This window comes from Bradyrhizobium sp. USDA 3240 (assembly GCF_054063295.1).
Genome location: NZ_JBSSGD010000002.1, coordinates 3,327,261 through 3,352,680, shown reverse-complemented (window position 1 = coordinate 3,352,680; position 25,420 = coordinate 3,327,261). Strand labels below are relative to the sequence as shown.

The following is a 25,420-nucleotide window of genomic DNA, read 5'->3' as shown; positions in this document are numbered from 1 at the left end:
TCCTCAGGGTGACGGGGTAAGACAAAGAGCGGCCTTTACAAAACTACGCCGTCACCCGCTCCAGCTTCTGCAGGCACCGCGTCACGCGCACCGCGGCGGGCATCTCGGTGTCCGGAAAGCTGGTCTTCCAGTCGGTGACGCCGACTTCGCCGACATAGATGTCGCCGCGCGAATCCAGCGCGATGCCGTGCGGCGCCAGGAATCTGCCGGTCTCGACGCCGGGGCCGTGCTCGCCGCCGAGCCGGGCGATGCGCTTGCCAGTGCCATCCACGATCGACAGCCGCGGGCCGAGATTGGGCACCTTGCGGTTGACGGCCATGCCGGGGCCGAGCTCGCCGATCACGAAATTCGGCTGCTTGCCGCCACCGCAGCAGCACAACGCGCACGGCCGGTGCAGATTGTTCCACTGCGTCTCGTATCTGCCGTTGCCGTCGAACACCTGGACGCGGTGGTTCTCGCGGTCGGCGACATAGACCCAGCCGTCGGCGTCGGTCGCGATATTGTGCACGATGTTGAACTGGCCGGGATCAGTGCCGGGCTCGCCCCAGGTTTTGATCAACTTTCCATCGGGCGTGTATTTGTGGACGCAGGCATTGCCATAGCCGTCGGAGACGTAGATCTCGCCGTTCGGCGACAGCGCGGTATGGGTGCAGCGATGGAACGGTTCGCCGCTCATGAACGGCGCCGGCTTGTTCGGGATGCCGATCGTCAGCAGCACCTTGCCGCCAACAGAACATTTGCGGACGGTGTGGTCGCCGTCATCGGTGCAGTAGAGATTGTCGTCGGCGTCGATATGCAGGCCGTGCGCGCGTGCGAACACGCCTTCGCCCCAGCCCCGGATGAAATTCCCCTCGCGATCGAGCACCACCATCGGATGGTCGCCGCGGTTGAAGACATAGACCCGGTCCTTGCTGTCGACCGCGACGGAGGCGACGTCCGTCAGGCTCCAGCCGTCGGGGAGTTTTGCGAAGTTCTCCACCGCGCGGTAGCGGTGCTCGCCGGTGCCGAGGATGGTTGGCATTGTTGTCTCCCCTTTTCGTCATTCCAGGATGCGCGAAGCGCAGGCCCGGAATCCATTTATCCTCAGAGTTGGTGGCCCGATGGATTCCGGGTTCGATGCTGCGCATCGCCCCGGAATGACGATGTTGGCTATTGTAACCTCGCCACCGGCCCGACGTCGCGCGGCAGCAGACCTTCCTCGATCGCCTTGATCTGCAGCGCGAGATAGCGCGAGTTGATGCGGCATTGCGCGAGGCTGCCGGCGATGAACCACAGGCCGGGCTGCGGCGTGCGGGTGTACATGTTGCGCAGCTCCTGGCCGTCGCCAAAGCCCCAGATCGGGCCGACGCGCGCGGCCATCGCCTCGCCGAACAGCCTCTTCACCAGCTCTTCCTGCGGCCGGTAGCCGGTCGCGAGCACGATGAGGTCGGCGGCAACCGTCTCGCCGGTCTTCAGCCGCGCGCCTTCGCTCACGAAGGTCTCGATGTCGGCGAACTGTTTCAGGTCGATCGCGCCGCTCGCGACGAGATCGGAGCAGCCGACGTTGAAGTAATAGCCGCCGCCGCGGGTCAGGTATTTGAACTGCCAGCCGGTGCCGCCGTCGCCGAAATCGAGCTTGAAGCCCTTGCTTGCGAGACCGTCGAGCAGCGGTCTGTCGAGCTCTTTCGACTGCTCGGTCATCAGCACGTGGCTGCGTTTGGCGAGCGCCAGCGGCATCGAGGTCGCGATCAAATCGTTGTCCTCGAGCGAGCCTTCATTGTAGGCGGCATAGGCCAGCTGCGCCGACGGCTCGATATTGGTGATGAGCGTCGAGGAGCGCTGCACCAAGGTGACCTGGGCGCCGGAGGAATGCAGATCCTGCGCGATGTCGTGGCCGCTGTTGCCGGTGCCGATGACAAGCGCGCGCTTGCCCGCCCAATGCTCGCCGTCTTCATAGCCGCTGGAATGCTGCACCTTGCCGGAGAAACTCTTCAAGCCGGGGATATCAGGCGCGCTCGGAATGCCGCTGACGCCGGTCGCCATCACGACATGGCGCGGCTGTATCTTTCGCGTCGTGCCGTCGGCCCGGCGCAGCTCGACGGTCCAGCGGCCCTTTGCCTCGTCATAGCTGCCGCCAACGAATTCGGTACCGGTCCAGAAGTTCAGCTCCATGGCATCGACATAGGATTCGAACCAGTTGGCGAGCTTGTCCTTCGGAATGTAGGTCGGCCAGTTCGGCGGGAACGGCATGTAGGGCATATGATTGACCTGCACTTGGTTGTGCAGCGTCAGCGCGTGGTAGCGCTTGCGCCAATTGTCGCCGACGCGCGCCTCGCGGTCGACGATCAGCGCGTCGATCTTGAGCTGTTGCAGCCGCGCGGCGATCGCGAGCCCGGCCTGTCCGCCGCCGACCACCAGCACATCGGGATCGCGGCCGGCATATTCGGCGGACGCCTTGCGCAGGTCGAGCCAATTGGGGCCGCGGAAGTCCCGGGAATAAGCCTGTCCACGCGGCCGCGTGTGTTCCTGCTGCTCCTCGAATCCCTTCAGTTCCTCCAACGCGGTCAGCAGCGTCCAGGCCTTCAGCCGATCGCTATCGGCGGCGTCGGGGATCAGCCGCACGATGCCGTGGCCGCGGCCGACAGCGGTCTCGAACTTGAAGATCGCCTCGATCGCGTTGGTGCCGGCGCGCATCACCCGGCGGGGCGGCGCGCGCTCGGCATCGATGCGGAAATCATGCGGCGTGCTGCGGCGGGCATGCGCGGGCAGTTCCTCGATGATGGCAAAGGCGCGGTTGACGGTCTGGATGTTCCAGCTCAGCGCCAGCACGTCGCGCCAATAGCTCTCGGGATGGAACAGCGGCTTCAGCAGCACATCGTCGGGGCCCGCCAGCGCATCCTCGAACTGCACAAGCCAATTGTCGGCGGCGACCGAAATATCGTCCGTCTTGTCGAGCATTGAGCGTTTCTCGTCATCGGCCGCCCTTGGTGACGTTTTCTTGGCGGCGTTCCCTTGCCGGCAAGCCTATACCCATTGGCGAGGCCGCAGAAAGGGCGTGACGGGATATCGCCTATTCGGCCAACGACAGGATCAGGCCTTGATCCGGCGGAACGCGGCCCTGCAGGGTATCGAGATAGGCCTCGCGCACCGCGGCCGGGCCGCGCCGCTCGACGACATCGAGCCAGTTGGGCAGATGCGGCACGAGCTCTGTCCATGCGGCGCCGAAACGCTGGTCGATGCCGCCGGGACCCCATTCCTTGGCGCGCTTGCGGATCTGGTCCGGCGCGAAGAACCACACCGGCTTGGCACCGGGCAGCGTCGGCTCATCCGGCTCGCTCGCGCGATGGGTGAGCCCGACCCGGCCGGAATAGACCATCTGCGCACCGAAGTGCCGGTGCAGGGTCTCGCGCAACGCGCTGTTGCCGGCCATGTCGACATAGGCGACGGGCTCAGCCGATGGGATCGTGGCAACCTGGTCATAGGTGACGACCTCGTCGTAGCAGCCGAGCGAGGTGACGAAATCGACATTGCCCTTCGAGGTCAGCCCGATCACCCGGATGCCGCGCTTGTGCAGCAGATGGGCGAGCCCGAACGCGGTCTTGCTCGAGGCTGACGACAGGATGACGCGGCGTGCGCCGTAGAACGCGTTCTCGGCCAGGGCGTCGTCGACCAGGAACGACAGCATGAACAACGGCAGCAGCAGCGCGCGGAAATCGCCCTGCTGGCCGGCATAGGTCGGATCGCCGGAGACGCGGGCATAGGCATTGTAGACCGGCGAGACCTCCTGGCGGTGCGCGGCGCCGTCACGCAGGCCGCGCTTGCTGACATCGGCCGCCTCGATCACCAGATGGGTCGCCATCGGGAAATAGCCGAACAGCGTTTCGCCGGCTGCGATCATGGGATGTTTCGAGGCCAGCACCTCGCCAAAGCCCCACACCGGGATGATGCCGTAGCCCTCGGGCGCCGGGAACAGGTGCCAGTACTTCAGCTGCTCGCCGATCACGGCGTAGGTGATGTTGTTGGCGGTGAAGGCGAAGCGGGTCACCTTCACCAGCAGCGCATCGGCCGGCAGCGCCGTGGCGTCCGGCAATCGCGTCTCGATCACCTTGCATTGCTGCAGGTCGTTGCGGATGACGATGAAGTCAGTGGCGTTCATGGCGATGATCCCGGCTTCAGATGCGCCGGCATAGTTGCGTCGATCGCCGGCCTTTTGCAACAGCAACTAAGTTTCAAACGCCGTTCGCCTCACCGTCACCTCGTCAGCGAAGCTGTCCGTCGCGGTAGAGGTCGCGCAGCTTGCGCTTGAAGATCTTGCCGGTGGCCTCGCGCGGCAGCGCGTCCATGAAGCGGATGTCCTTCGGCACCTTGAAATTGGCGAGCTTGCCGCGCAGGAAATCCTGGATCGCCGCTGTCGACAGTGTGCTGCCCGCTTCCGGCTCGACGCAGGCGAACAGCCGCTCGCCATATTCGTCGTCGGGCACGCCGAACACCGCGCAGTCGCGGACGCCTGCCATGCCGATCAGGGCATTCTCGATCTCCGCGGGGTAGATGTTGACGCCGCCCGAGATCACCATGTCGCGCTTGCGGTCGCACAGGAACAGATAGCCGTCCGCGTCGACATAGCCGACGTCGCCGACGCTGATCAGGCCGTCGTGATCGGCCTCGGCGCGTGCCTTGGCATTACCGTGATAGTCGAAATCCGAGATCAAGGTTTGGCGCATGAAGATCTCGCCGGGCTCACCGACGTCGCATTGCGTGCCGTCGGGCCGGAAGATCTTGACGATGCCGCCCTCGATGGCGCGGCCGACAGTGCCGGGCTTGGCCAGCGCCTCGGCCGACGAATGCCACACCGGGATGCCGGTCTCGGTGGAGCCGAGATATTCGTTGATGACAGGTCCCCACCACCCGATCATCGCGCGCTTGACGTCGACCGGGCAGGGCGCCGCGCCATGGACGATGAAGCTCAGCGACGACAGGTCGTAGCGGCGCCGCGTCTCCTCCGGCAGGCGCAGCAGCCGCACGAACATGGTCGGCACCATATGCATATGGGTGACGTGGTGACGCTCGATCAGTTGCAGCAGATCCTCGGGATCGAAGCGCGGTTCGAGCACGATGCTGCAGCCATTGCGGAATGCGAGCATGCCGTAGGAATGCGGGGCCGAATGGTACATCGGCCCGTTCATCAGGATCACCTGATCTTCGTCGGGCTTGACGCCGTAGGTGAGCGCACCGATACGGGCCGCCGCCGGCAGCTGCTCGGGACGCATCGGCTTGCGCCGCACGCCCTTCGGCAGTCCGGTCGTGCCCGAAGTATAGAACATCGGCGCGGCGCCGAGCGGAGCGTCGGTCAGCGGCGCATGGGTGTCGCGCCATTGGTCCCAGTCGGCGACGCCATCGGGCGCGTGCGTGAGTTCCGGCGCCACGCCATAGGCTGCGGCGATCTCCGGCGGCGTCGTCACGACCAATAGCTTGATCGCCGGCGGCAACCCGTCGCGGATCTGCGGCAGCAAGTCGGCGTGGCAGACCAGCGTGTCGGCCCCGCTGTCGGACAGGATGTAGGCGACCTCGTCGGCCTTCAGATGCCAATTGATCGGCACCACCGGACTACCGAGTGCGGCTGACGCTGCGACCACCTCGAACAGCGCGAAATCGTTGCGCAGCATCATGCCGACCGGCTTGCCGCCCTGAACGCCGAGCGCGCGGAAGCCGGTCGCCGCCCGCGCGATGCGGGCGTGAATGTCGCTATAGCTGATCTGTCTGTCGCCGCTGATGATCATATTCCGTTCCGTTTCCTCGCGATCGTCCGGCCGGTGTTCGGTCTTAGTTTCCGGCCCGCGCCGCTCATTTGGTCTTCGCAAACGCGATGATCGGTGACCAGATCGCGTCAGGCATCTCCTTGTAGATCGCGTTGTGATCAAATCCATCGATCACGCTGGAGGTCTTCGTCCCCGACTTGGCATCATAGACCCGTTGTCCGAGATCTACAGGGATCGTTTTGTCCGATCGGCTGTGAACCCAAAGCAGGGGGATCGACACATGGCTCGCCGCGTCGACATTGTTCCAGACGTCCGGCAGCTTGAGCATGGCCTGCTCGGGCGCGCCACCTCGAATGGCGATATCGCGCAGCGACGAGAACGGGCTTGCTACGATGATGCAGTCCGGTTTGGCGTCACTATGCGTTGCCGCGTAAAGCAATGGACCGCCGCCGAGGGAGTGGCTGAGCAAGCAGCGCCGTCCGTCGGCGGGAAACAGCTTCAAGAAGGCATCGAGCGCCGCGACGCTGTCATCGTTGATGTTGTCGATCGTCCCGGGAGGGCTGCTCCGGCCGTGCCCTGAATAGTCGAACACCAGCGAGGACACACATTTGTCGTGCAGGAATTTCTGCACCGCGATCCAATCGGCGACGGTTTCGCCCCGGCCGTGAAAGATCAGCAGCGCCGGTGCCGGCTGGCAGGATGCGGCCGCATGCACCAGGAAGCCGTCGAGCCGGCGATCGTGGCTCGGTATTGCGACGCGCTCGAAGGCCAGGCCGACATCCGCCGGCGTCGCCTGCGACACCTCGCCCGGATTGAGCGTGTTCTTCTCGAACGTGCCCCACGGGCCGTCGCCGGCCCGTGCCATGCCGGACATCGTCGTGAGCAGGGCGAGAAGGATCAATGACAGCGGACGCTTCATCCTGCTCTCCTGCGAGATATCAGGGATTGCCGATCAGGCGCTGAGCCGCGTCGTGAAGCTGTCGCGTGCCTGCGCAAGCTCGGCCTTCATCCGCGCCACCAGTTCGGCAACCGGCGGGGCGTCGGTGATCTGGCCGATGCCCTGGCCCGAACCCCAGATGTCGCGCCAGGCCTTGGCTTTGGTGTTGCCGCCGGAGCCGAAATTCATCTTGGTCTTGTCGGCGACCGGCAGGTTGGTGGGATCGAGGCCCGCGGCTGCGATCGACGGTCCGAGGTAGTTGCCGTGCACGCCGGTGAACAGGTTCGAATAAACGATGTCGTGCGCGGCATATTCGGTCAGCGCCTGCTTGTACCTGAGGTCGGCGTTGGCTTCCTCGGTCGCGATGAAGCGGGTGCCCACATAGGCGAGGTCGGCGCCGAGCGCGAGTGCGGACGCGATGCTCCAGCCGTCGGAGATCGCGCCCGACAGCAGGATGGTGCCCTTGAACCACTGCTTGACCTCGCGCACCAGCGCGAACGGTGACAGCGTGCCGGCATGGCCGCCCGCGCCGGCGCAGACCAGGATCAATCCGTCGACGCCCTGCTCGGCGGCCTTGCGGGCGTGCTTCACGTTGATGACGTCGTGGAACACCACGCCGCCGTAGGAATGCGCGGCCTCGACGATCTCGGACGGCGGCCGCAGCGAGGTGATGATGATGGGCACCTTGTGCTTCACGCAGGTTTCCATGTCGTGCATCAGCCGGTCATTGGAGGCGTGGCAGATCTGGTTGACCGCGTAGGGCGCGACCTTCTTCTCCGGATGCAGCGCCTGGTACTCGCCGAGCTCGTTGTCGATCCGCGTCAGCCATTCGTCGAGCTTCTCGACCGGGCGGGCGTTGAGCGCCGGGAATGAGCCGACGATGCCGGCCTTGCACTGTGCGATCACGAGCTCGGGCCCCGAGACGATGAACAGCGGGGAACCGACGACCGGCAGTTCAAGCCTGTTGGCGAGCGAGGCGGGCAGCGACATTGTTCGGATCCTCCATGCGCCGCCCGGCCGGGTGCCGGGACGGATCGCGATTTGTTGTGATGGCCGGAAGCGGCGGCTCCCTTGGCGCGGCAATATAAGGCTGGACGGCCGCGTCATGACGTTCAATATTGAACAGCTGATTGGCCAGAAATGAACAACGGCGCGGGCGGCAACATGGACTGGGAGCTTTGCAAGACCTTCGTCGCGGTGGCGGAGACGCGCAGCTTCGCCGGCGCGGCGCGGCGGCTGCGCATCAGCCATCCCACCGTCGGCCGCAACGTCGCGGCGCTCGAGAAGCAGCTCGGGACCCGCCTGTTCGCCCGATCCAATGATGGCCTCTCGCTGACACCGCATGGCCGCAAGTTCCGCGAGCACACCGAGGTGATGGCGGCGGCGGCGCTGCGCGCGGAGGCGGCCGCGTCCGCCACCGGCGAGCAGGCTCGCGGCGTCGTGAAGCTGTCGATCGGCGCGACGTTGGCAGCGCATTGGCTGATGCCGCGCCTCGGGCCGTTCCTGCGCGATCACGCCAACATCCAGCTCGAGATCATCACCCACCCGTTTCCGGCAAGCGTGCGGCGGCGCGAGGCCGACGTGGTGCTGCGGCCGGTCGATGCCGGGGACGAGAACCTGATCGGGCGCAAGATCGGACGGCTCGGCGCCGGCTTCTATGCGTCACGCGGTTATGCGGTCGGGCGCAAGCTGCCGGAGCGGCCGGACGAGTGGCGGGGGCACAGCGTGATCGGGTTCGCCGACCAGGCCTCGAATGCGCGGCTGGCGCGGTGGAGCGATGTCATCACGCGGCAGGGCACGCTGGTGATGCGCTGCTCCTCGCAGGGCGATATGCTTGCGGCGGCGCGGGCCGGGCTCGGGATTTGCGCGCTGTCCTGCCTGGTCGGGGCCGACTATCCCGATCTGGTTCGGGTCGCGCCGCAGAAGCTGTCGAGCCTCTCCGATCTCTGGCTGCTCGCCCATCCCGATCTGGTCGAGCTTCCCTCGGTGCGCGCCGTCATCGGCTTCGTCACCGATTGCGCGCGCGAGGACCGCGTCAGGCTGCGCGGGTAGAGCGTTTTCGAGCGAAGTGGATACCGGTTCGCGTCAAGAAAACGCGTCAAAACGAAAATCTAGAGCCCCGTTCCGATTCCATCGGAACGGAAAAGGGCTCTAGTACGTATTTTCAGGCGCGGGCCCGCCATAACGTTGCCGCGAGCAACATGAAGGCAGCGCAAGTCCACAGCGCCTGCCAGTTCTCTGGCCCTTCGTTGAGCCCAGTGTAGATTGCCGCTGCAACGAAAATGCCGGCAAACATCGATTCCGCGAGAGGGCGGTTTCCCTTCCCGGGAGGATTGAGCAGCGTCAAAGCTGCAAAAGGCACCGCCGCCATCGTGAGGGGGGCGAACGGAAAATCGATGAAGCGCGGGTCGAAGATAAGGCCGAGTGCGGTCGCTGTGCCGATCACGGCGGTGACCATCAAGGCCAATCCGTGCATCGTCACCAGTATCGATTCAGTGTGGTAGCCCTTCGGACCCAGCAATTCGGCAAAGCTGGGCGGTGTGCGACCCGACATCAGGGCGTTAGCGCCGAACACCGGCGAGGCCGTTGCCGCCACAAGAAGCGAGCCCCACACCAGCCAGCCTCCGGTGCCGTAGCTCTCATAGACCAGTCGTTGCGCGGCGACCCCGAACAGGATTCCGGCTGTGGTCGCAGAGAGTCCGACCGCAAGCCATGACACGAGCCTTGCTTCCTTTGGCTCCCTCGGCTTGCGACGCAAGGTCAGCCATGCCGCGCCGAACACCAGGATCGCCAGCGCCATTCCGCCGCACATTTGCAATTTCCAGAACGGAAAATTACTGATCGGCAGGCCAGCCGGATATTTCAGCGTGCGTTCTTCGGAATCGAACAGGCCCCAGGAGCCACCGACCGTGCCTTCGATCTCGCGCTTCCATCCTTCATCGTACGCTTCGAACAAATTGACGCGGAAATGCTCGCGCCGGGCAAGGTCGAGCACCTCCGAGACCACGCGTGCCTGATTGACGCGCGACGGCAGCGCGGACTCGCGCATGCGCCCCTCGCTCGGCCAACCTACTTCTCCGATAAAGATTTCCTTGCCCGGAAAAACCGCCGCGATCTGCCGGCGCATCTCGTCAGCGTGGGCAGCGGCACGTTCCGCGGGGATCGGAATATTCTCCCAATATGGCAGGATGTGAATCGTGATGAAGTCGACGACGTCAGCAAGTTCGCGATTGCTCAGCCAGAACTCCCAGACGTCGGCATAGGTGACGGGAACGCTGACCTGTGCCTTGATCGAGCGGATCATGGCGGCGAGGTCGGACGCCGCCATTTCCTTGCGCAGCAGAACCTCGTTGCCGACCACGAGCGCGACAATCGTGTCGGGATATTGCTTGGCGAGGCGGATCGCCGTTTCGACCTGCGTCGCATTCTTCTTTCGGTCCCGATCGAGGAAGATACCCTGAATGACCTTCAGCCCCGCCTTGGCCGCGAGCCCGGGAATCTGGTCGAGACCGAGATCAGTCGCGTAGGTGCGGATGCAGTCGGATATCTTCGCAAGTTGGGCGAGATCTTCCGCGATCTGTTCCGGCGTGACCTGCGTCGCGGGAGCAAGTGATGTCTGATTGTTGCGGAACGGGGCGTAGGAGATGCACTGGACTTTATCGCTCGGATCGATCGGAGCGCGCACCAGGCTGACCGGGATGCCCAGCCACCACCACGCCGCGGCGATAGCCCCGAGGGTTATCAGGAGAAGCGTCAGCGGGATGCGAAGCGATACCAGGTCTGTCCTCCTTGCTGGAAGGATGTGCTGGGCAAAATGGGCGAGGCCGGCAAATTGAATGAATATTCGTCTGCTGATGCTATAACACGCGTTCACGCAGTTGGAATGTTTTCTCCACGACCTACTTCGCGCCGGCGATCACGCCTTCGCGATTCCTGAGCACGCGATAATAGGCCCACCATAGATGCGCGGCGGCGCCGCGCAACGGACGCCACGGCTCGGCGAGCGGTGCCATCTGCTTCGGCGTCGGCCGCTCCTTCAGCCCGAGTCCGACCTTGACCGCTTCTTGCACGGCGAGGTCGCCCGCCGGCCAGGCATCGCCATGGCCGAGGCAGAACAAGAGATAGACGTCGGCGGTCCACGGGCCGATCCCGGGCAGCGCGGTCAGCGTGTTGTGCGCGGCATCGGCCTCTTCGTTGGCGAGCACGTCCAGGTTCAGCCGCTCCTCGGCGAGCTCGCGCGCGATGTGCTTCAGCGTCTTGATCTTGGCTGCCGAGAGCCCGAGCCGGCCGAGCCGGTCGGCGCGCGCCTTGCGAATCGTATCATGGTGGAACGGGTCGAACGCCTGGCTGACACGGCCCCAGATCGCAGCAGCACTCGCGGTCGACAGCTGCTGGCCGCAGACGATCGCGGCAAGTCCCGCAAACCCCGGCTCGCGCTGCCGGATGGCCGGCATGCCGGTCAGTTCGAGGATCGGGCGCAGCCGGCGATCCTGGTCGACCAGCTTCTGGATGGCCTCGTCGAGGTCGGCCTGGGTTTCGAGATGGATCAGCATTGCGGGATCTGCATTCGGCTTGTCATGCGCGGGCTTGACCCGCGCATCCATCTCCTATCGTAACAGAGTCTTGTCCAGCCGCATGGTCCGGAAAAGTGGAAACCGGTTTACGAGATCATGCTCAAATCAAGATCGCCGGGTCGGGCCCGGCAATGACGCGCGATCGAACACCATGCCACCCGTTTTCCGTTTCGCCCCGAGTCCGAATGGCTACCTGCATCTCGGCCATGCCTATTCGGCGCTGCTCAACCACGATCTGGCGCGCGATTCGGGCGGACGCTTCCTGCTGCGGATCGAGGACATCGACGCGACGCGCTGCAGGGTCGAGTTCGAGCAGGCGATCTATGAAGACCTGGCCTGGCTCGGCATCGCCTGGGAGACCCCGGTGCGGCGGCAGTCGGAGCATTTTGCCGCCTATGGCGCGGCGATCGACCGCCTGTCGGCCGAGCGGCTGGTCTATCCGAGCTTCGAGAGCCGCGCCGATATTGCGCGGCTGGTCGCGGACCGCGAGTCGGCCAGCGCGTGGCCGCGCGATCCGGATGGCGCGCCGCTCTATCCGGGGGCGGCGAAATCGCTCTCGGCCGAGCAGCGCGACCGGCTGATCGCGCAGGGCGCGCCGTTCGCGCTGCGGCTCGACATGGCGGCAGCACGCGCGCGCACCGGCGGGCTGCGCTGGCAGGAGGCGGGCGAGGGACCGGCCGGCGAGACCGGGAACGTGGCGGCCCGGCCGGAGGCCTGGGGCGACGTCATACTGGCGCGCAAGGAGACCCCAACCAGTTACCATCTCTCGGTCGTGATCGACGACGCCATGCAAGGCGTCACCGATGTGGTCAGGGGCGTTGACCTGTTCTGGTCGACCAGCGTGCATCGGCTGTTGCAGGAGCTGCTTGGACTGCCCGTGCCGGCCTACCGGCACCACACGCTGATCCGGGACGCTGCCGGCCAAAAGCTGTCGAAATCGACCCGGGCGACCGGGCTGCGCGAGCTGCGGGCAGAGGGCGCCAGCCCGGGCGATATCCGCCGCCTGGTCGGCTTGCTCTAGCGTGCTGCACATGATTTCGGAATAACGGAAGTCTGCCGCTGATTTGCCCGACGTGTCAAGTTGCCGTGTCGAACGCCGGTAGCCGCCGGCTACTTTGCATGGGGTTGTTTTCGATATTTTGGCGACGCGTCCCTGCGACGGCAGGCTATCGCGTATGGCTGTCGGCCAAGTGCCATGTGCGACAGCCCTGCCCGCAAGCGGGTGAGGTACCGCGGGTGGATGGACTGGTTACCATCATCGTGACTTGCCTTGGCTTCACCCAAAGGGCGCCGTGACTCTGCCGCTCCTGGCATGCCATGCTGCCCGCGGGGCGGGGTCACGGAGATCATGGCGAAAGTATCGCGCGGAGGGCGCAGCAAGCGGCGAGCCAAGGGCGAGCCGTCGAAGACCCGCGTCGCCAAGACGGTCACTAAGACGGTCACCAAGGCGGTCGCGAAGCCGGGCCGTAAGCGAACTGCGCCGAAGGCCGGTCCCGGTCTGATCGAGACCGCGCTTGCCGCCTTTGCCCATGAGGTCAGGACCCCGCTGACCGGAATCCTGGCAATCAGCAATCTGCTCGCGACATCGGATCTCGGCGAGCGCGAGCGGCGCTGGGTCGACACCATCAAGGCCGGCGCCGAGCATCTGGCTAACCTTGCGACCCTGTTCGTCGATGCTGCCCGGAGCGAGGGGCCGGGGCTCGAGATCCGGCAGGACTTCTTCGACCTTCGCACGCTGGCGCGCCATGCCGGGGATTCGCTGGCCGGCCGCGCCGCAGCCAAGGGATTGCGGGCCTCGGTCGAGATCTCCGCCAAGCTGCCGGCATTTGCGGTCGGCGATCCCGTCCGGCTGCGCGCGGCGCTGGAGAACCTGATCGACAACGCCGTCAAGTTCACCGAGCAGGGCAGCATCGAGCTGCACGTCGCGCCGGCGCGCGCGGCCAAGGGATCGGTCAAGGGATCGGCCAAGGGAACGGCGGACGGCAGGATCGGCGTTGCCTTTGCGATCTCCGACAGCGGCATCGGTCTCACGCTATCGGAGGTCAAGCGCCTGTTCCGGCCGTTCTCGCAGGCCAATGTCTCGATCGCCGCGCGGTTCGGCGGCGCCGGGCTCGGCCTTTCCTCGGTCGAGCAGCTCGCGCGCGCCATGGGGGGCGACATCGTCGTGGCCCAGCGCAAGGGCGGCGGCACCGTCTTCACGCTCAACGTTATGCTGGCTTCAGCCGCAGGACCGGTCGGCGCGTCCTCGAGCGAAGGCGCAGCGACGCCGTCATCGCAGGGGCTGCGGCTGCTCAGCGTCGAGGACAATCCGTTCGGTCGCGTCGTGCTCAACACGATCCTGACCGAGCTCGGTCACCATGCCGAATTCATCGGCCAGGGCGAGGGCGCGCCTGATCGGCTCGCGCAGGGTGCCTTCGACGCCGTGCTGATGGACATGGTGCTGCCCGGCATCGGCGGTGTCGAGGCGATCAAGCGCATCCGCGCGCTGCCGCCGCCGCACGGCCGCATCGTGATCGTCGGAATCTCCGGTCGCGCCGAGGACGAGGCCGCGGCGCGCGCCGCCGGCGCCGACGCCTTCCTGGTCAAGCCTGTTTCTCCGCGGGCACTCGCGACTGCGCTGCTTGAAGCGGCACGCCGCGCGGCAGCCGGGACTTGATGATCGCCGCGTTCAGCTCGCCGCCGAACACGAAGATTGCGGCGATGAAATATAGGAACACCAACGCGATCACCACCGAGGCGAGCCCCGCATACATCGTGACGTAGTTGTTGGCGAAGCGCGCCAGATACATGCCGAAGCCGATGCCCGAGATCAGCGACGCCACTATGGTGAAGATGATGCCGGGCAGGATCTGCGTGAAGCCGCGGCGGCCCGCCGGCAGCCAAGCATGCAGGATGAAGAGCGCGACGACCAGCGCCAGTACCGTGACGCCGTAACGGGCGGTGTTGAGCAGGCTCTCGTTGGATTCGACGAAGAACGGAATATAGCGCCGCGCCGCCTCGATGATCAGCGGACCGAGCACGATCAGGAATGCCATCGCGAGCGAGGTGAACGCCGCGACCAGCGTGTAGCCAATCGATTCCAGCCGCAGCCAGTACCAGCGCCGCGGCTCGATCACGGCGTAGGCGCGGTTCAGCGCCACCCGCAGCGCCTCGACGCCGTTGGAAGCGAAGTACACCGCGAACACCGCGCCGATGGTCAGGATGCCACCGCGGGTGCTGGTCAGCACGTCGTGGATCTGGCCGGACAGCGCCTCGGCGACCTGCTGCGGCCAGACCTGCAGCAACAGTCCGACCGCCTGGTCGGCAAGCTCCTTGGAGCCGAAGAAGCCGGCCACTGACGTCAGCACGATCAGGAACGGAAACAGCGCCATAAGGGTCGACAGCGCAATGTGGCTCGCGATCGCCCAGCCGTCGTCGGCGAGGAACGTGTAAAACGCATCCATCACGACGTGGTAGACGTAACGAAGCTGCTTCACATTCCACCCGGCATTGTCGAAAACCGCTCGGTCCGAGGACGGACCCAGCATCTGATATTACGCATTGAAAAGCCAGTTGGTTGCATGCGCCGCCTGTGTGGAAGTCCGCGTCCTGCGGTGTTATGTACCGCAGATGACATCTGTCCTCAGCACGATCATTCTTCCCATCGCCGTCGGCGCCGTCGCGCTGGTGCTCTTGCTCGGCCTCGTCAACATGATGAAGGGCGGCTCGCCGAACACATCGCAGAAGCTGATGCGGCTGCGCGTGCTGCTGCAGTTCGTCGCCATCGTCATCGCGATGCTCGCGGTCTGGGCGATGGGGCGGTAGGGCGGTTTCGAGCGACGTGCGCGATGCGCAAACCTTAGGAGATCACGGCCATGGTCGTTCTCAATCGGATCTATACGCGCACCGGCGATGACGGCACCACTGCGCTCGGCACCGGCGAGCGGCGGCCGAAATACGATCTGCGGGTTGCCGCCTATGGCACTGTCGACGAGACCAACGCAGCGATCGGCGTGGTGCGGCTGCATCTGGCCGATAGCCCCGAGGTCGATGCGATGCTCGGCCGGATCCAGAACGATCTGTTCGATCTCGGCGCCGACCTTGCGGTGCCCGAGCGCGAGGGCAAGGCTGAGCGTCTGCGGATGCTGGCGAGCCAGGTCGAGCGGCTCGAACGCGACATCGACAGCCTGAACGACCAGCTTGCGCCGCTGACCTCGTTCGTGCTGCCCGGCGGGACGTCAGCTTCTGCATATCTGCATCTCGCCCGGACGATATGTCGCCGCGCGGAACGGATCATGGTGGAACTCGCCGCTCGACCCGACGAGACGGTCAATGCCGCTGGTATCCAGTATATGAACCGGCTGTCCGATTTCCTGTTCGTTGCCAGCCGCTTCCAGAACAATAAAGGGGCCAGTGACGTGTTGTGGGTGCCGGGCCAGAACCGCTAAACTGGTTCAAAACCGGGGGACGGTTTTTTGGCTTTGCCGCGTTGACCGGGGGGGACGGTACCTTTAGGTTCCGCGCCAGCCAACCGAAACCCATAAAATCAAAGCGAAAGAGGATCGATGAAGGTTCTTGTGCCGGTAAAGCGGGTCGTCGACTACAACGTCAAGGTCCGCGTCAAGAGCGATGGATCGGGCGTGGAGCTCGCCAACGTCAAGATGTCGATGAACCCGTTCGACGAAATCGCCGTCGAGGAAGCGCTGCGGCTGAAGGAAGCCGGCAAGGCGACCGAAGTGGTGGTGGTGTCGATCGGACCGGCGCAGGCTTCCGAGACCATTCGCACCGGGCTTGCGATGGGCGCCGACCGCGGCATCCTGGTCAAGGCCGAAGGCAATGTCGAACCGCTCGCGGTCGCCAAGATCCTCAAGGCGGTGGTCGATGCGGAGCAGCCCGGCCTCGTCATTCTCGGCAAGCAGGCGATCGACGATGACTCGAACCAGACCGGCCAGATGCTGGCCGCGCTGCTCGGCTGGTCGCAGGCGACCTTCGCCTCCAAGCTCGAGGTCGATGGTTCTGATTTCAAGGTCACGCGCGAAGTCGACGGCGGCCTGCAGACCATCAAGCTCAAGGGCCCGGCGATCGTCACCACTGACCTCCGCCTCAACGAGCCGCGCTACGCGTCGCTGCCCAACATCATGAAGGCGAAGAAGAAGCCGATCGACGACAAGAGCGTCGCTGACTACGGCGTCGACGTGACGCCGCGTCTGGAAGTGCTGAAGACCGCGGAACCGGCGGGCCGCAAGGCGGGCGTCAAGGTCAAGGACGTCGCCGAACTCGTGAACAAGCTCAAGACCGAAGCCGGGGTTCTCTGATGACGACGCTGTTGATTGCCGAACACGACCACGAGACCCTGAAGGACTCGACCAACAAGGCGCTGACCGCGGCGAGCCAGCTCGGCGGCGACGTTCATGTGCTGGTTGCCGGTGGCGGTCAGGGCACCAAGGCGGCGGCGGAAGCTGCCGCCAAGCTTGCCGGTGTCAGCAAGGTGCTGGTGGCCGAAGGTCCGGCCTATGAGCACGACCTTGCCGAGCCGCTGGCTGCGCTGATCGTCGCGCTGGCGCCTGGCTATGACGCCTTCGTCGCGCCCGCGACCTCGCGCTTCAAGAACGTGATGCCGCGCGTCGCAGCGCTGCTCGACGTCATGCAGGTTTCCGAGATCATCAAGGTCGTCGCGCCCGACACGTATGAGCGGCCGATCTATGCCGGCAACGCGATCCAGACCGTGAAGTCGAAGGACGCCAAGAAGGTCATCACGGTCCGCACCTCGACCTTCGCCGCGGCCGGTGAAGGCGGCAGCGCCGCGATCGAGAACGCCGCATCCGCCGCCGATCCGGGCCTGTCCACGTTCGTCGGCGAGGAAGTCGCCAAGAGCGACCGTCCGGAACTGACCTCGGCCAAGATCATCGTCTCGGGTGGCCGCGCCATGCAGAGCCGCGAGAACTTCGCCAAGTACATCGAGCCGCTCGCCGACAAGCTCGGCGCCGGCGTCGGCGCCTCGCGCGCCGCGGTCGATGCCGGCTATGCGCCGAACGACTGGCAGGTCGGCCAGACCGGCAAGGTGGTGGCCCCGGAACTCTATGTCGCGGTCGGCATCTCCGGCGCGATCCAGCATCTGGCCGGCATGAAGGACTCCAAGGTGATCGTCGCCATCAACAAGGATGAGGACGCACCGATCTTCCAGGTCGCCGATTACGGCCTGGTCGCCGACCTCTACCAGGCGGTTCCGGAGCTGACCGAAGCACTCGGCAAGCTCGGAAAGTAAGCGACAAGACACCGGCCGGGTGGGTAAGCTCCGGCCGGTGTTGTTATTTTCGAGGCAATGATCCGGAAACGGTTTTCCGGAAGGATCATGCCCGACAGGGGAAATGGGATCGGGATGTGATTGCCTGCAATCACATCATGGTCCCGGGAAACGTTTTCCGGCGGATTGGGCAACCCGGAAGGCTTCACTTCGGGTATCGTTGGAATTGGGCAGGCGCGACATGCGCGCCGTTCCGGTGGATGACAAGATGACGGTGGCAATCAAGAAGGTCGGTGTGATCGGTTCGGGCCAGATGGGCAATGGTATTGCCCATGTGGCGGCGCTGGCCGGTTTCGACGTGGTGCTCAATGACGTCTCCGCCGACCGGCTGAAGTCGGCGCTGGCGACCATCAACGGCAATCTGACCCGCCAGGTCGCCAAGAAGGGGATCAGCGAGGGCGAGCGCAAGCAGGCGCTCGACCGCATCGCCTCCGCCGAGACCATCGATGCGCTGGCCGATTGCGATCTCGTGATCGAGACCGCGGTCGAGAAGGAAGAGACCAAGCGCAAGATCTTCCACGACGTCTGTGCGGTGCTGAAGCCGGAAGCGATCGTCGCGACCAACTCGTCGTCGATCTCGATCACAAGGCTCGCCGCCTCGACCGACCGCCCGGAGAAATTCATCGGCATTCATTTCATGAATCCGGTGCCGGCGATGGAGCTGGTCGAGCTGATCCGCGGCATCGCCACCGACGATGTGACCTTCGACACTGCCAAGGCGTTCGTCGCCAAGCTCGGCAAGCAGGTCGCGGTGTCGGAGGATTTCCCGGCCTTCATCGTCAACCGCATTCTGCTGCCGATGATCAACGAGGCGATCTACACGCTGTATGAGGGCGTCGGCAACGTCGAGGCGATCGATGCCGCGATGAAGCTCGGCGCGCACCATCCGATGGGCCCGCTCGAGCTCGCCGATTTCATCGGCCTCGACACCTGCCTGTCGATCATGCAGGTGCTGCATGAGGGGCTGGCCGACTCCAAGTATCGGCCGTGCCCGCTGCTGGTGAAATATGTCGAAGCCGGCTGGCTCGGACGCAAGAGCCAGCGCGGCTTCTACGACTACCGCGGCGACAAGCCGGTCCCGACGCGGTAATTCGCGCCCTCTCGTCAGATCAGCGCCCGCAACAGCGCAAGCGTCGCGGGCACGAGACCTGCAGTCATCGTCACACCAACTCCAAGTCCGAGCAGATGCGCGGTTAGCGCCAGGCGCTGGCTTTGCCTGTGCGCCGTCATTGCAGCGCCTCGCAGGCGCGCTTCAGCCGCCTGCCGGCCTCCTCGATGATCGATGACGGGTTGGCGAAGCTGAGGCGGATATAGGGCGACAACCCGAGATCCTCGCCGGGAAACACCACCAGATCGGCGTGTTCAAGCAGGTAAGTCGCAAAATCGCGGTCGGTCGCAATCAGCTTGCCGTCAGGCGCGTGCTTGCCGATCACGCCGGCGCAACCGACCAGCAGATAGAACGTGCCTCCGGGCGGCGTGCAGGCGAGCCCGCTGCAACCGTTCACGAGTTCCGCAAAGCGGTCACGCCTCGTGCGAAGGATGGCGCCGCGCTCGGCCAGCACATCCTGCGCGCCGTCGAGCGCGGCGACCGCGGCGGCCTGGCTGATCGACGACGCGCCCGACGTCGTCTGCGACTGGATCGTGATCATCGCGCGGATCAGCGCCGATGGGCCGGCGGCATAGCCGATGCGCCATCCCATCATGGCGTAGCTCTTGGCGAGGCCGCTGACGGTCAGCGTTCGCGGCCTCAGGCGCGGTTCGATCTGCGCCAGCGTCGGCGCAGGTCGGCCATCGAACACGATGTGCTCGTAGAGCCCATCGGCAAGCACCCAGATGTCCGGATGCTGCAAGAGGATCGCGGCGATCTCGAAGAGATATTCCGGAGAATACAACACACCCGAGGGATTGACCGGATTGTTGATCACGATCCAGCGCGTTCGCGCCGATATCGCCGCCTGCAAATCCTCGGCGCGCAGCTTGAAGCCGTTGTTCTGCGCGCACGGCACGACCACCGGCGTCGCGCCCGCGAGCCGCACTTGATCTAGATAGGGCGCCCAATACGGCGCGGGGATGATCACCTCGTCTTCAGGCGCCAGCGTCGCGAGCAGCGCGTTGAACAGCGCCTGCGTCGAGCCGTTGGTGATGACGATCTCGTCCGGCCGATAGTCGAGATGATGGTCGCGCAGCAGCGCGGCCTGCACCGCCCGCTTCAGCTCAGGCGTGCCGTCGACATCGGTGTAACGGGTTTCGCCGCGCAGTGCCGCGTCATGCGCTGCCGCGATCACATGGTCGGGTGTCGGGAAGTCCAGATTGCCCGACGACAGCTCGATGATGTCGCGCCCGACGGCGCGCAGTTCACGGGCGCGGCGCCGCAGCACCGATGCGGGTGAGGGCTTGATGCCGCTCATGCGCGGCGAGAGGATCGGTGTCGCGGTCATCGGACGTACTGCGCCCCGCCGTTGCCGAACGACCAGTTCTCCGGAAGCACTTCGACCAGATTGATGAAGATGTCTTCAGTGCGCAGGCCGGGACTCTCCGTCAGCCGTTCGGCGATCCGTCGATAGAGCTTCTGCTTCTGCGTCACCGGGCGGGTGTTGCTGACCGTGATCTGGATGATGACCAGATCGTCGCTGCGCCTGATGCCGAGATAGTCCGCGCCAAAGGCGAAATCGTCGCCATCGTGCTCGGAGATCGTCATGAAGCGATCGCCGTCCGGCACATCGAAGGTCTCGCGCATGGCGCGATAGAGGCTCTCGAGAATGGCCTTGCGGTAGGCGGCGGGCTTGCCCCGTCGCAGTGAGACGCGGGTCAGCGGCATGATGTTGTCTCCTGGTGGCAATCGTTGACTGCGCTAATCCTAGGAGTTCGTTGATCATTGAAAAACGGTATGATAATGTATTTCAATGATTTCATTTTTAAATGGATGGTCATGAAGGCGCTCGATGTCGAGGCCGTGCAGGCCTTTGTCCTGGTGGCCGACCTCAGCAGCTTCACGCGCGCGGCGCAGGTCATGGAGACCACGCAGTCCGCGGTCAGCTTGAAGATCAGGCGGCTGGAAGATGGGCTCGGCCGCCGGCTGCTGGAGCGAACGCCGCGGCTGGTTCGACTGTCGGCGGAGGGCACTGCCTTCCTCGGCGCCGCGCGCAATCTGGTGGCCGCGCATCAATCGGCGCTCGGGTCGTTTGCGGTCGAACACCGTCGGCTTGTCGTCGGCATCAGCCACCACATCGTCGGATCGGAATTGGCCTCGCTGCTGAAGCGGATGAACACGACCGATCCGGGCCTGGTGATCCAGCTGCATGTCGATACGTCGCGTTCGGTGCTCAGCGCATTCGACGACGGCAGGCTCGATGCTGCGATCGTGCTGCGCCACGATGCCAAGCGCCGCGACGGCGACGTGCTGTTCGAAGAACCTTTCGGCTGGATGGCCGCGCCCGATTTTCACCATCGGCCCGGTGAGCCGCTGCGCCTGGCGACGCAAGCCGAGCCTTGCAGCGTGCGCGCCATGGCGGTCGAAACGCTCAACGCTGCCGGCATCGCCTGGACCGAGGCGTTCGTCGGTGGCGGGCTTTCGACCATCGGCGCTGCGATATCCGCAGGCCTCGCCGTTGCCGCGCTGGCGCGCCGGGTGGCGCCGGCCGATACCGTCGACCTCGGGCCGCGACTTGGCCTGCCGCCATTGCCGTCCCGCGACGTCATGCTTCACTCCAAGCTGTCGGATGCGCGGACACGGCAGGCGCTGCGCACCCTCGGTGCGGCCTTCGCCGCGAACGCAGCCTGACCGCGCAAGCATTGTCCGCTTCTCATTCTGTCAGGCGACATCCCGCGCGCTTGAGCATGTCGCGGATGATCAGGGGCGTGGCCGGCGTCTCGGTCGCGGCGGTGGCTGCCGCGCTCGCGATCGCATCACGCGCCTGTTGCGCGTCGAGTGTCAGCCGCCGGGCGCAGGGCGGCAGGCTGCGCGCGGCATCGAGCAGCCAGCCGGCGGTTTCGCCGGTGCCGGCCAGATAGGCCCTCAGTGTCTGGCGCGCGGTCGGATTGGTCGCGGCCTGGTCCAGCATGGCCCTGACCTGTGCGACCGAGATCTGTCCGCGCGACGTCGAGGGCTGCGCATGCGCCGCTGTCGTCAAGAGAAGGACGGCGCGGATCGCGTGAGCGGGACGAACGAGCATAATCTCATCTCCTAAGGCAGGTTGACTTGCAGATACTAATTATCGTAAAACAATAATGTTAGATCAGCAATCCCGAGGTTGAGCCATGTCCGCGTCCCTCTCGTCAGACCTTTCCCCATCCGCGCGGCCGGCCCGCCTCGAACGTATCCGCGCGCTTAGCCGCGTGCTCGCTTATGCGTGCACCGGCATCTCGTTCGTGCTCGCGGTCGGATTGCTGGCCTACTGGCTGGCGAGCCCGGATGAGGCGATCCTGCGCGATGCAGGGCTGACCGGCATCGCATTCCATCCGATCGGCTGGCTGGTCCGCCTGATGGGTCTGTTGGTCTCGGCGTTGCCGCTCGCCTGTCTGATCTGGGGCTTGTCGCGCGTGCGTCGCGCTTTCGCGTCGTTCGCGCAGGGCCGCTTCTTCACGGCCGCAAACGTCGCGGGGTTGCGTGACCTCGCGATCGCGATGCTGCTCTCGACCCTGCTGAAGCCCGTGATCGGTGCGCTGCTCTCGATCCTGCTGAGCTGGCAAACCTACGCACAGGGCAAGTCCGTCGTCATCGCGCTCGGTTCCGACACGCTGCTGGCGCTGCTGTTCGCGGGTCTGGTTGCGGTCACGGCTTGGCTGATGGCCGAAGCCAATGCGATCGCCGACGAACACGCGCAATTCGTCTGAGGTCTTCGATGCCGATCCGGGTCCGGCTCAACGTGATGCTCGCCGAGCGCAATGTGAAATCGAAAGAGCTTGCCGAATATGTCGGGATCACCGAGGCCAATCTGTCCCTGCTCAAGCAGGGCAAGGTGAAGGGCGTCAGGTTCGATACGCTGGAACGGATCTGCATCTATCTGAAGTGCCAGCCCGGCGATCTGTTGCGCCATGAGGGCGACGATGCGTCAGCCTGACGCGGCCATGCGTTACCCAAGCATTAACTTTCGCGCGCTACGCAAGAGCCGAGTTTGGGAGTGCCGCGTATGGACATGATGAGCATGGTGTCGAGCATCCTGTCGATGCAGCAGGGCAATCTGCAGGGTCAGATCGCGACCCGCGTGACCAAGCAGAACCTCGATGCGGAAAAGTTCGCGGTTCAGACCCTGCTCGGCACGCCGTCGACCGCCAATCTCGGTCCCGGCGTCGGCGGTAACCTCAACGCCGTCGCCTGATCAGAACCCTGCCGCGGCCGGGGCTAGCGCCGCCTTCACCAGCTTGATCGCATCGTCGCTCGCCCATTCGGCGGGACCGGCGATATTGGCGATTTCGCAGCCCTTGCCGTCGACCAGCACCGAGGTCGGCATGCCCAGCGCCTTGCCTATGTTCTTAAGGTCCTGAAAGACCTTGGCTTTCTGGTCGCTGAAATAGCCGAGATTGGTCAGATTGGCTTCCTTCAGGAAGTTCTTCGGCTTGTCCGGATCGCGGGTGTCGATGTTGATCGCGACCACCTCGAAATCCTTGCCGCCGAGCTTGGTCTGCAGGCTGTCGAGCGCCGGCATTTCCTTGCGGCAGGGCACGCACCAGGTCGCCCACAGATTGACCAGCACCGTCTTGCCGCGCCAGTCCGAGAGTTTCTTGGGCTGGCCGTTGGCGTCCTCGAATGTCAGGTCGGGCAGCCTCAAGGGCGTGGTTGCCATGGTCAGCGCCGCGACCTCGCCATGGGCGAGCGGGGCGATCTTCTTCGCCAGATCCACCGCGCTGTTGCAGGCGACGTCGCCGCCGGCGGGATGCCTGAGACCGGAGACGCCGATATAGCCGATCACGGCCCCGGCCAGCACGGCGCCGATCACCAGCGGGATGCGCCATTTGGCCGTCGGCTTGGCGGTCGGTTCGGATGGGGTCGTCTCGGGCATATCGTTTGTCATCCTGGGTCAGATATGGCTATGCAGTGCCGGGAATACGTCCGGAACCGCCATGCTGTTTCGCCACTACGGCCAAAGAAACAGCACGGCCTGAAATACAAATTCGTGAGCGAGATGTCATGAGCAACAAGATGTGGGGCGGCCGGTTCTCGGAGCGTCCCGACGCCATCATGGAGGAAATCAACGTCTCCATCGACGTCGACCGTCACCTTTACGCCCAGGACATTGCCGCGTCCAAGGCGCACGCCGCGATGCTCGCTGCGCAGGGCATCATCACTTCAGCTGATGCGAAAAATATCGGCAAAGGTCTAGACACGATTTTGTCAGAAATCGGCAAGGGCGATTTCGATTTCAAGCGCGCGCTCGAGGACATCCATATGAATGTCGAGTCGCGGCTGTCCGAATTGATCGGGCCCGCGGCGGGCCGGCTGCACACCGCGCGCTCGCGCAACGACCAGGTCGCGACCGATTTCCGGCTCTATGTCCGCGACACCATCGACGAGACAAATGCGGCGCTGGCCGCGTTCCAGCAGGCGCTGGTCGCCCGCGCGCTGGAGCATGCCGGAACCGTGATGCCGGGCTTTACCCATCTGCAGACCGCGCAGCCCGTGACCTTCGGCCATCATCTCCTGGCCTATGTCGAGATGGCCGGCCGCGACCGCGGCCGCTTCTCCGATGCGCGCAAGCGGCTGAACGAATCGCCGCTCGGTGCGGCGGCGCTCGCCGGCACCTCGTTTCCGATCGACCGCACTGCGACCGCCAGGGCGCTCGGCTTCGACCGGCCGATGGCCAATTCGCTCGACGCGGTGTCCGATCGCGATTTCGTGCTGGAAACGCTGTCGGCGGCCGCGATCTGCGCGGTGCATATGTCGCGCTTCGCCGAGGAGATCGTGATCTGGACCTCGCCGCTGGTCGGTCTCGTCAAGCTCAGCGACAAGTTCACGACCGGCTCCTCGATCATGCCGCAGAAGCGCAACCCGGACGCCGCCGAACTCGTGCGCGCCAAGACCGGCCGCGTGATCGGTGCGCTCACTGCGCTCCTGATCGTGATGAAGGGCCTGCCGCTCGCCTATCAAAAGGACATGCAGGAGGACAAGCAGGGGGCCATGGAGGCGTTCGAGGCGCTGTCGCTCGCGATCCGCGCCATGACCGGCATGGTCGAGGATCTGGTGCCGGACGAGGCGAAGATGAAAGCCGCGGCCGGCGAGGGCTATGCCACCGCCACCGACCTGGCCGACTGGCTGGTGCGCACCCTGAAAATGCCGTTCCGCGACGCCCACCATGTCACCGGGCGCATCGTCGGCTTGGCCTCGGCACAGGGCGTGGCGCTGCACGAGCTGCCGCTCAAGGCCATGCAGGAGGTCGAACCGAAGATTACGGCAGAGGCGCTGAAGGTGCTGAGCGTCGAATCCTCGGTCAAGAGCCGGACCTCGTTCGGCGGCACGGCGCCGAAGAATGTGATGGCCCAGGCCAAAGCCTGGGCCAAGCGGCTGGAAAAAGAGCGAAAATTGGGCTGATCCGGAAAATTTGGTCGTGATTTCATGGCGCTCCGCCTCTCGCCAGAGCACGCCAATGTTTGTATGGTGCCGCCCAAATTGGGGAATTCGTCGTGATTAGCAAGAACCGCCTGACCCCCTCGGGATGGGCCATCATTGTGCTGAGCGCTGCAACGCTTGCGCTCGGCGGCTGCGGCCGCAAGGGACCGCTCGACCTGCCGCCGACCGCGAACGCCGCGCCGGCCACAGCACCGGGCGACACCGAGAGCGAGCGCGCGGCCCAGCCCAGCGTGTTCAATCCGACCTATGGCTCGGATGCCGCGCCGGCCGCGTCGAAAGGCAATAAACGGTCTTTCGTGCTCGATCCCTTGCTCGGCAACTAATATC

At 65.0% G+C, this 25,420-nt stretch carries 28 protein-coding genes; 14 read left to right on the top strand and 14 right to left on the bottom strand.

The window, feature by feature from the left end; all coding sequences use genetic code 11:
* Positions 1-43: 43 nt before the first annotated feature.
* From ACVIGA_RS16585 to ACVIGA_RS16560, 6 genes are all read right to left on the bottom strand, one after another.
* A complete protein-coding gene (locus ACVIGA_RS16585; RefSeq protein WP_456667195.1) occupies positions 44-1,021 on the bottom strand; it encodes a peptidyl-alpha-hydroxyglycine alpha-amidating lyase family protein in 978 nt (325 codons plus the stop codon).
* Positions 1,022-1,149: 128 nt separating this feature from the next.
* Positions 1,150-2,937 (bottom strand): flavin-containing monooxygenase, encoded by a 1,788-nt coding sequence (locus tag ACVIGA_RS16580; protein WP_456667194.1) that lies wholly within the window; start codon positions 2,935-2,937, stop codon positions 1,150-1,152.
* A gap of 112 nt (positions 2,938-3,049) precedes the next feature.
* On the bottom strand, positions 3,050-4,135 hold the full coding sequence (locus ACVIGA_RS16575; protein ID WP_456667193.1) for a DUF2855 family protein: 1,086 nt from the start codon (positions 4,133-4,135) through the stop codon (positions 3,050-3,052).
* Between the two features lie 103 nt (positions 4,136-4,238).
* Positions 4,239-5,756, bottom strand: a complete 1,518-nt coding sequence (locus tag ACVIGA_RS16570; RefSeq protein ID WP_456667192.1) for an acyl-CoA synthetase — start codon at positions 5,754-5,756, stop codon at positions 4,239-4,241.
* 64 nt (positions 5,757-5,820) lie between these two features.
* Positions 5,821-6,654 (bottom strand): alpha/beta hydrolase, encoded by an 834-nt coding sequence (locus tag ACVIGA_RS16565; RefSeq protein ID WP_456667191.1) that lies wholly within the window; start codon positions 6,652-6,654, stop codon positions 5,821-5,823.
* A 33-nt stretch (positions 6,655-6,687) separates the two neighbouring features.
* Positions 6,688-7,662, bottom strand: coding sequence for an NAD(P)H-dependent flavin oxidoreductase (locus ACVIGA_RS16560; protein WP_456667190.1), 975 nt, complete (start codon positions 7,660-7,662; stop codon positions 6,688-6,690).
* A 174-nt stretch (positions 7,663-7,836) separates the two neighbouring features.
* Here ACVIGA_RS16560 and ACVIGA_RS16555 point away from each other — a divergent pair, with 174 nt between their 5' ends.
* Positions 7,837-8,724, top strand: a complete 888-nt coding sequence (locus ACVIGA_RS16555; RefSeq protein WP_456670825.1) for a LysR family transcriptional regulator — start codon at positions 7,837-7,839, stop codon at positions 8,722-8,724.
* Positions 8,725-8,836: 112 nt separating this feature from the next.
* On the opposite strand, the gene ACVIGA_RS16550 is transcribed toward ACVIGA_RS16555, so the two are convergent.
* Together ACVIGA_RS16550 and ACVIGA_RS16545 are read right to left on the bottom strand one after the other, a co-directional pair.
* Positions 8,837-10,450, bottom strand: a complete 1,614-nt coding sequence (locus tag ACVIGA_RS16550; protein WP_456670824.1) for a glycoside hydrolase family 17 protein — start codon at positions 10,448-10,450, stop codon at positions 8,837-8,839.
* 121 nt (positions 10,451-10,571) lie between these two features.
* On the bottom strand, positions 10,572-11,225 hold the full coding sequence (locus tag ACVIGA_RS16545) for a DNA-3-methyladenine glycosylase family protein (protein ID WP_223974432.1): 654 nt from the start codon (positions 11,223-11,225) through the stop codon (positions 10,572-10,574).
* A 172-nt stretch (positions 11,226-11,397) separates the two neighbouring features.
* Here ACVIGA_RS16545 and gluQRS point away from each other — a divergent pair, with 172 nt between their 5' ends.
* Together gluQRS and ACVIGA_RS16535 are read left to right on the top strand one after the other, a co-directional pair.
* Positions 11,398-12,267 (top strand): tRNA glutamyl-Q(34) synthetase GluQRS, encoded by an 870-nt coding sequence (gene gluQRS, locus ACVIGA_RS16540; RefSeq protein ID WP_456667189.1) that lies wholly within the window; start codon positions 11,398-11,400, stop codon positions 12,265-12,267.
* Between the two features lie 327 nt (positions 12,268-12,594).
* Positions 12,595-13,902 carry an ATP-binding protein gene (locus ACVIGA_RS16535; RefSeq protein ID WP_456667188.1) on the top strand — a complete coding sequence of 436 codons (1,308 nt, stop codon included), beginning with the start codon at positions 12,595-12,597 and terminating at the stop codon, positions 13,900-13,902.
* Here ACVIGA_RS16535 and ACVIGA_RS16530 read toward each other — a convergent pair.
* A complete protein-coding gene (locus tag ACVIGA_RS16530; protein ID WP_456670823.1) occupies positions 13,829-14,689 on the bottom strand; it encodes a YihY/virulence factor BrkB family protein in 861 nt (286 codons plus the stop codon). The genes ACVIGA_RS16535 and ACVIGA_RS16530 overlap by 74 nt on opposite strands.
* A gap of 166 nt (positions 14,690-14,855) precedes the next feature.
* On the opposite strand from ACVIGA_RS16530, the gene ACVIGA_RS16525 reads away from it, so the two are divergent.
* From ACVIGA_RS16525 to ACVIGA_RS16505, 5 genes are all read left to right on the top strand, one after another.
* Positions 14,856-15,050, top strand: a complete 195-nt coding sequence (locus ACVIGA_RS16525; RefSeq protein WP_097673957.1) for a twin transmembrane helix small protein — start codon at positions 14,856-14,858, stop codon at positions 15,048-15,050.
* A 50-nt stretch (positions 15,051-15,100) separates the two neighbouring features.
* Positions 15,101-15,673, top strand: a complete 573-nt coding sequence (locus tag ACVIGA_RS16520) for a cob(I)yrinic acid a,c-diamide adenosyltransferase (RefSeq protein WP_456667187.1) — start codon at positions 15,101-15,103, stop codon at positions 15,671-15,673.
* A gap of 117 nt (positions 15,674-15,790) precedes the next feature.
* Positions 15,791-16,540 (top strand): electron transfer flavoprotein subunit beta/FixA family protein, encoded by a 750-nt coding sequence (locus ACVIGA_RS16515; protein WP_456667186.1) that lies wholly within the window; start codon positions 15,791-15,793, stop codon positions 16,538-16,540.
* Positions 16,540-17,490 carry an electron transfer flavoprotein subunit alpha/FixB family protein gene (locus ACVIGA_RS16510; protein WP_050422791.1) on the top strand — a complete coding sequence of 317 codons (951 nt, stop codon included), beginning with the start codon at positions 16,540-16,542 and terminating at the stop codon, positions 17,488-17,490. Before ACVIGA_RS16515 ends, ACVIGA_RS16510 begins: the two co-directional genes overlap by 1 nt.
* 247 nt (positions 17,491-17,737) lie before the next feature.
* The gene (locus tag ACVIGA_RS16505; RefSeq protein WP_223974232.1) at positions 17,738-18,619 is read left to right on the top strand and encodes a 3-hydroxybutyryl-CoA dehydrogenase; all 882 of its coding nucleotides are present in this window, start codon (positions 17,738-17,740) and stop codon (positions 18,617-18,619) included.
* Positions 18,620-18,633: 14 nt separating this feature from the next.
* Here ACVIGA_RS16505 and ACVIGA_RS16500 read toward each other — a convergent pair whose 3' ends face one another.
* Genes ACVIGA_RS16500 through ACVIGA_RS16490 form a run of 3 tightly spaced genes read right to left on the bottom strand, consistent with a single transcriptional unit; the run spans position 18,634 to position 20,347 of the window.
* The gene (locus ACVIGA_RS16500; protein WP_456667185.1) at positions 18,634-18,759 is read right to left on the bottom strand and encodes a hypothetical protein; all 126 of its coding nucleotides are present in this window, start codon (positions 18,757-18,759) and stop codon (positions 18,634-18,636) included.
* Entirely contained in the window at positions 18,756-19,967 is a 1,212-nt protein-coding gene (locus ACVIGA_RS16495) for a pyridoxal phosphate-dependent aminotransferase (RefSeq protein ID WP_456667184.1), read from the bottom strand. Before ACVIGA_RS16495 ends, ACVIGA_RS16500 begins: the two co-directional genes overlap by 4 nt.
* Complete coding sequence (locus tag ACVIGA_RS16490; RefSeq protein ID WP_456667183.1) at positions 19,964-20,347, bottom strand: tautomerase family protein; 384 nt, start codon at positions 20,345-20,347, stop codon at positions 19,964-19,966. Before ACVIGA_RS16490 ends, ACVIGA_RS16495 begins: the two co-directional genes overlap by 4 nt.
* Before the next feature lie 105 nt (positions 20,348-20,452).
* Between ACVIGA_RS16490 and ACVIGA_RS16485 the strand changes: the two genes are divergently transcribed.
* Entirely contained in the window at positions 20,453-21,310 is an 858-nt protein-coding gene (locus ACVIGA_RS16485; RefSeq protein WP_456670822.1) for a LysR substrate-binding domain-containing protein, read from the top strand.
* 22 nt (positions 21,311-21,332) lie between these two features.
* Here ACVIGA_RS16485 and ACVIGA_RS16480 read toward each other — a convergent pair whose 3' ends face one another.
* Positions 21,333-21,701, bottom strand: a complete 369-nt coding sequence (locus ACVIGA_RS16480; RefSeq protein WP_456667182.1) for a chlorophyllide reductase — start codon at positions 21,699-21,701, stop codon at positions 21,333-21,335.
* Between the two features lie 85 nt (positions 21,702-21,786).
* Between ACVIGA_RS16480 and ACVIGA_RS16475 the strand changes: the two genes are divergently transcribed.
* The 3 genes from ACVIGA_RS16475 to ACVIGA_RS16465 all read left to right on the top strand — a co-directional run bounded on the left by ACVIGA_RS16475 (position 21,787) and on the right by ACVIGA_RS16465 (position 22,847).
* Positions 21,787-22,362: a DUF2975 domain-containing protein gene (locus ACVIGA_RS16475; protein WP_456667181.1), complete on the top strand. Its 576-nt coding sequence runs from the start codon at positions 21,787-21,789 to the stop codon at positions 22,360-22,362.
* An 8-nt stretch (positions 22,363-22,370) separates the two neighbouring features.
* Positions 22,371-22,589, top strand: coding sequence for a helix-turn-helix domain-containing protein (locus tag ACVIGA_RS16470; RefSeq protein ID WP_456667180.1), 219 nt, complete (start codon positions 22,371-22,373; stop codon positions 22,587-22,589).
* A gap of 69 nt (positions 22,590-22,658) precedes the next feature.
* Positions 22,659-22,847, top strand: a complete 189-nt coding sequence (locus tag ACVIGA_RS16465) for a putative motility protein (RefSeq protein WP_092123268.1) — start codon at positions 22,659-22,661, stop codon at positions 22,845-22,847.
* Here the strand turns inward: ACVIGA_RS16465 and tlpA are convergent, their stop codons facing one another.
* Positions 22,848-23,528, bottom strand: a complete 681-nt coding sequence (gene tlpA, locus ACVIGA_RS16460) for a thiol:disulfide interchange protein TlpA (protein WP_456667179.1) — start codon at positions 23,526-23,528, stop codon at positions 22,848-22,850. It abuts the gene before it with no gap.
* A 128-nt stretch (positions 23,529-23,656) separates the two neighbouring features.
* On the opposite strand from tlpA, the gene argH reads away from it, so the two are divergent.
* Both argH and lptM read left to right on the top strand, forming a co-directional pair.
* On the top strand, positions 23,657-25,054 hold the full coding sequence (gene argH / locus ACVIGA_RS16455) for an argininosuccinate lyase (RefSeq protein ID WP_456667178.1): 1,398 nt from the start codon (positions 23,657-23,659) through the stop codon (positions 25,052-25,054).
* A gap of 92 nt (positions 25,055-25,146) precedes the next feature.
* Positions 25,147-25,416 carry an LPS translocon maturation chaperone LptM gene (gene lptM, locus ACVIGA_RS16450; RefSeq protein WP_212318253.1) on the top strand — a complete coding sequence of 90 codons (270 nt, stop codon included), beginning with the start codon at positions 25,147-25,149 and terminating at the stop codon, positions 25,414-25,416.
* The last annotated feature ends 4 nt before the right edge of the window (positions 25,417-25,420 follow it).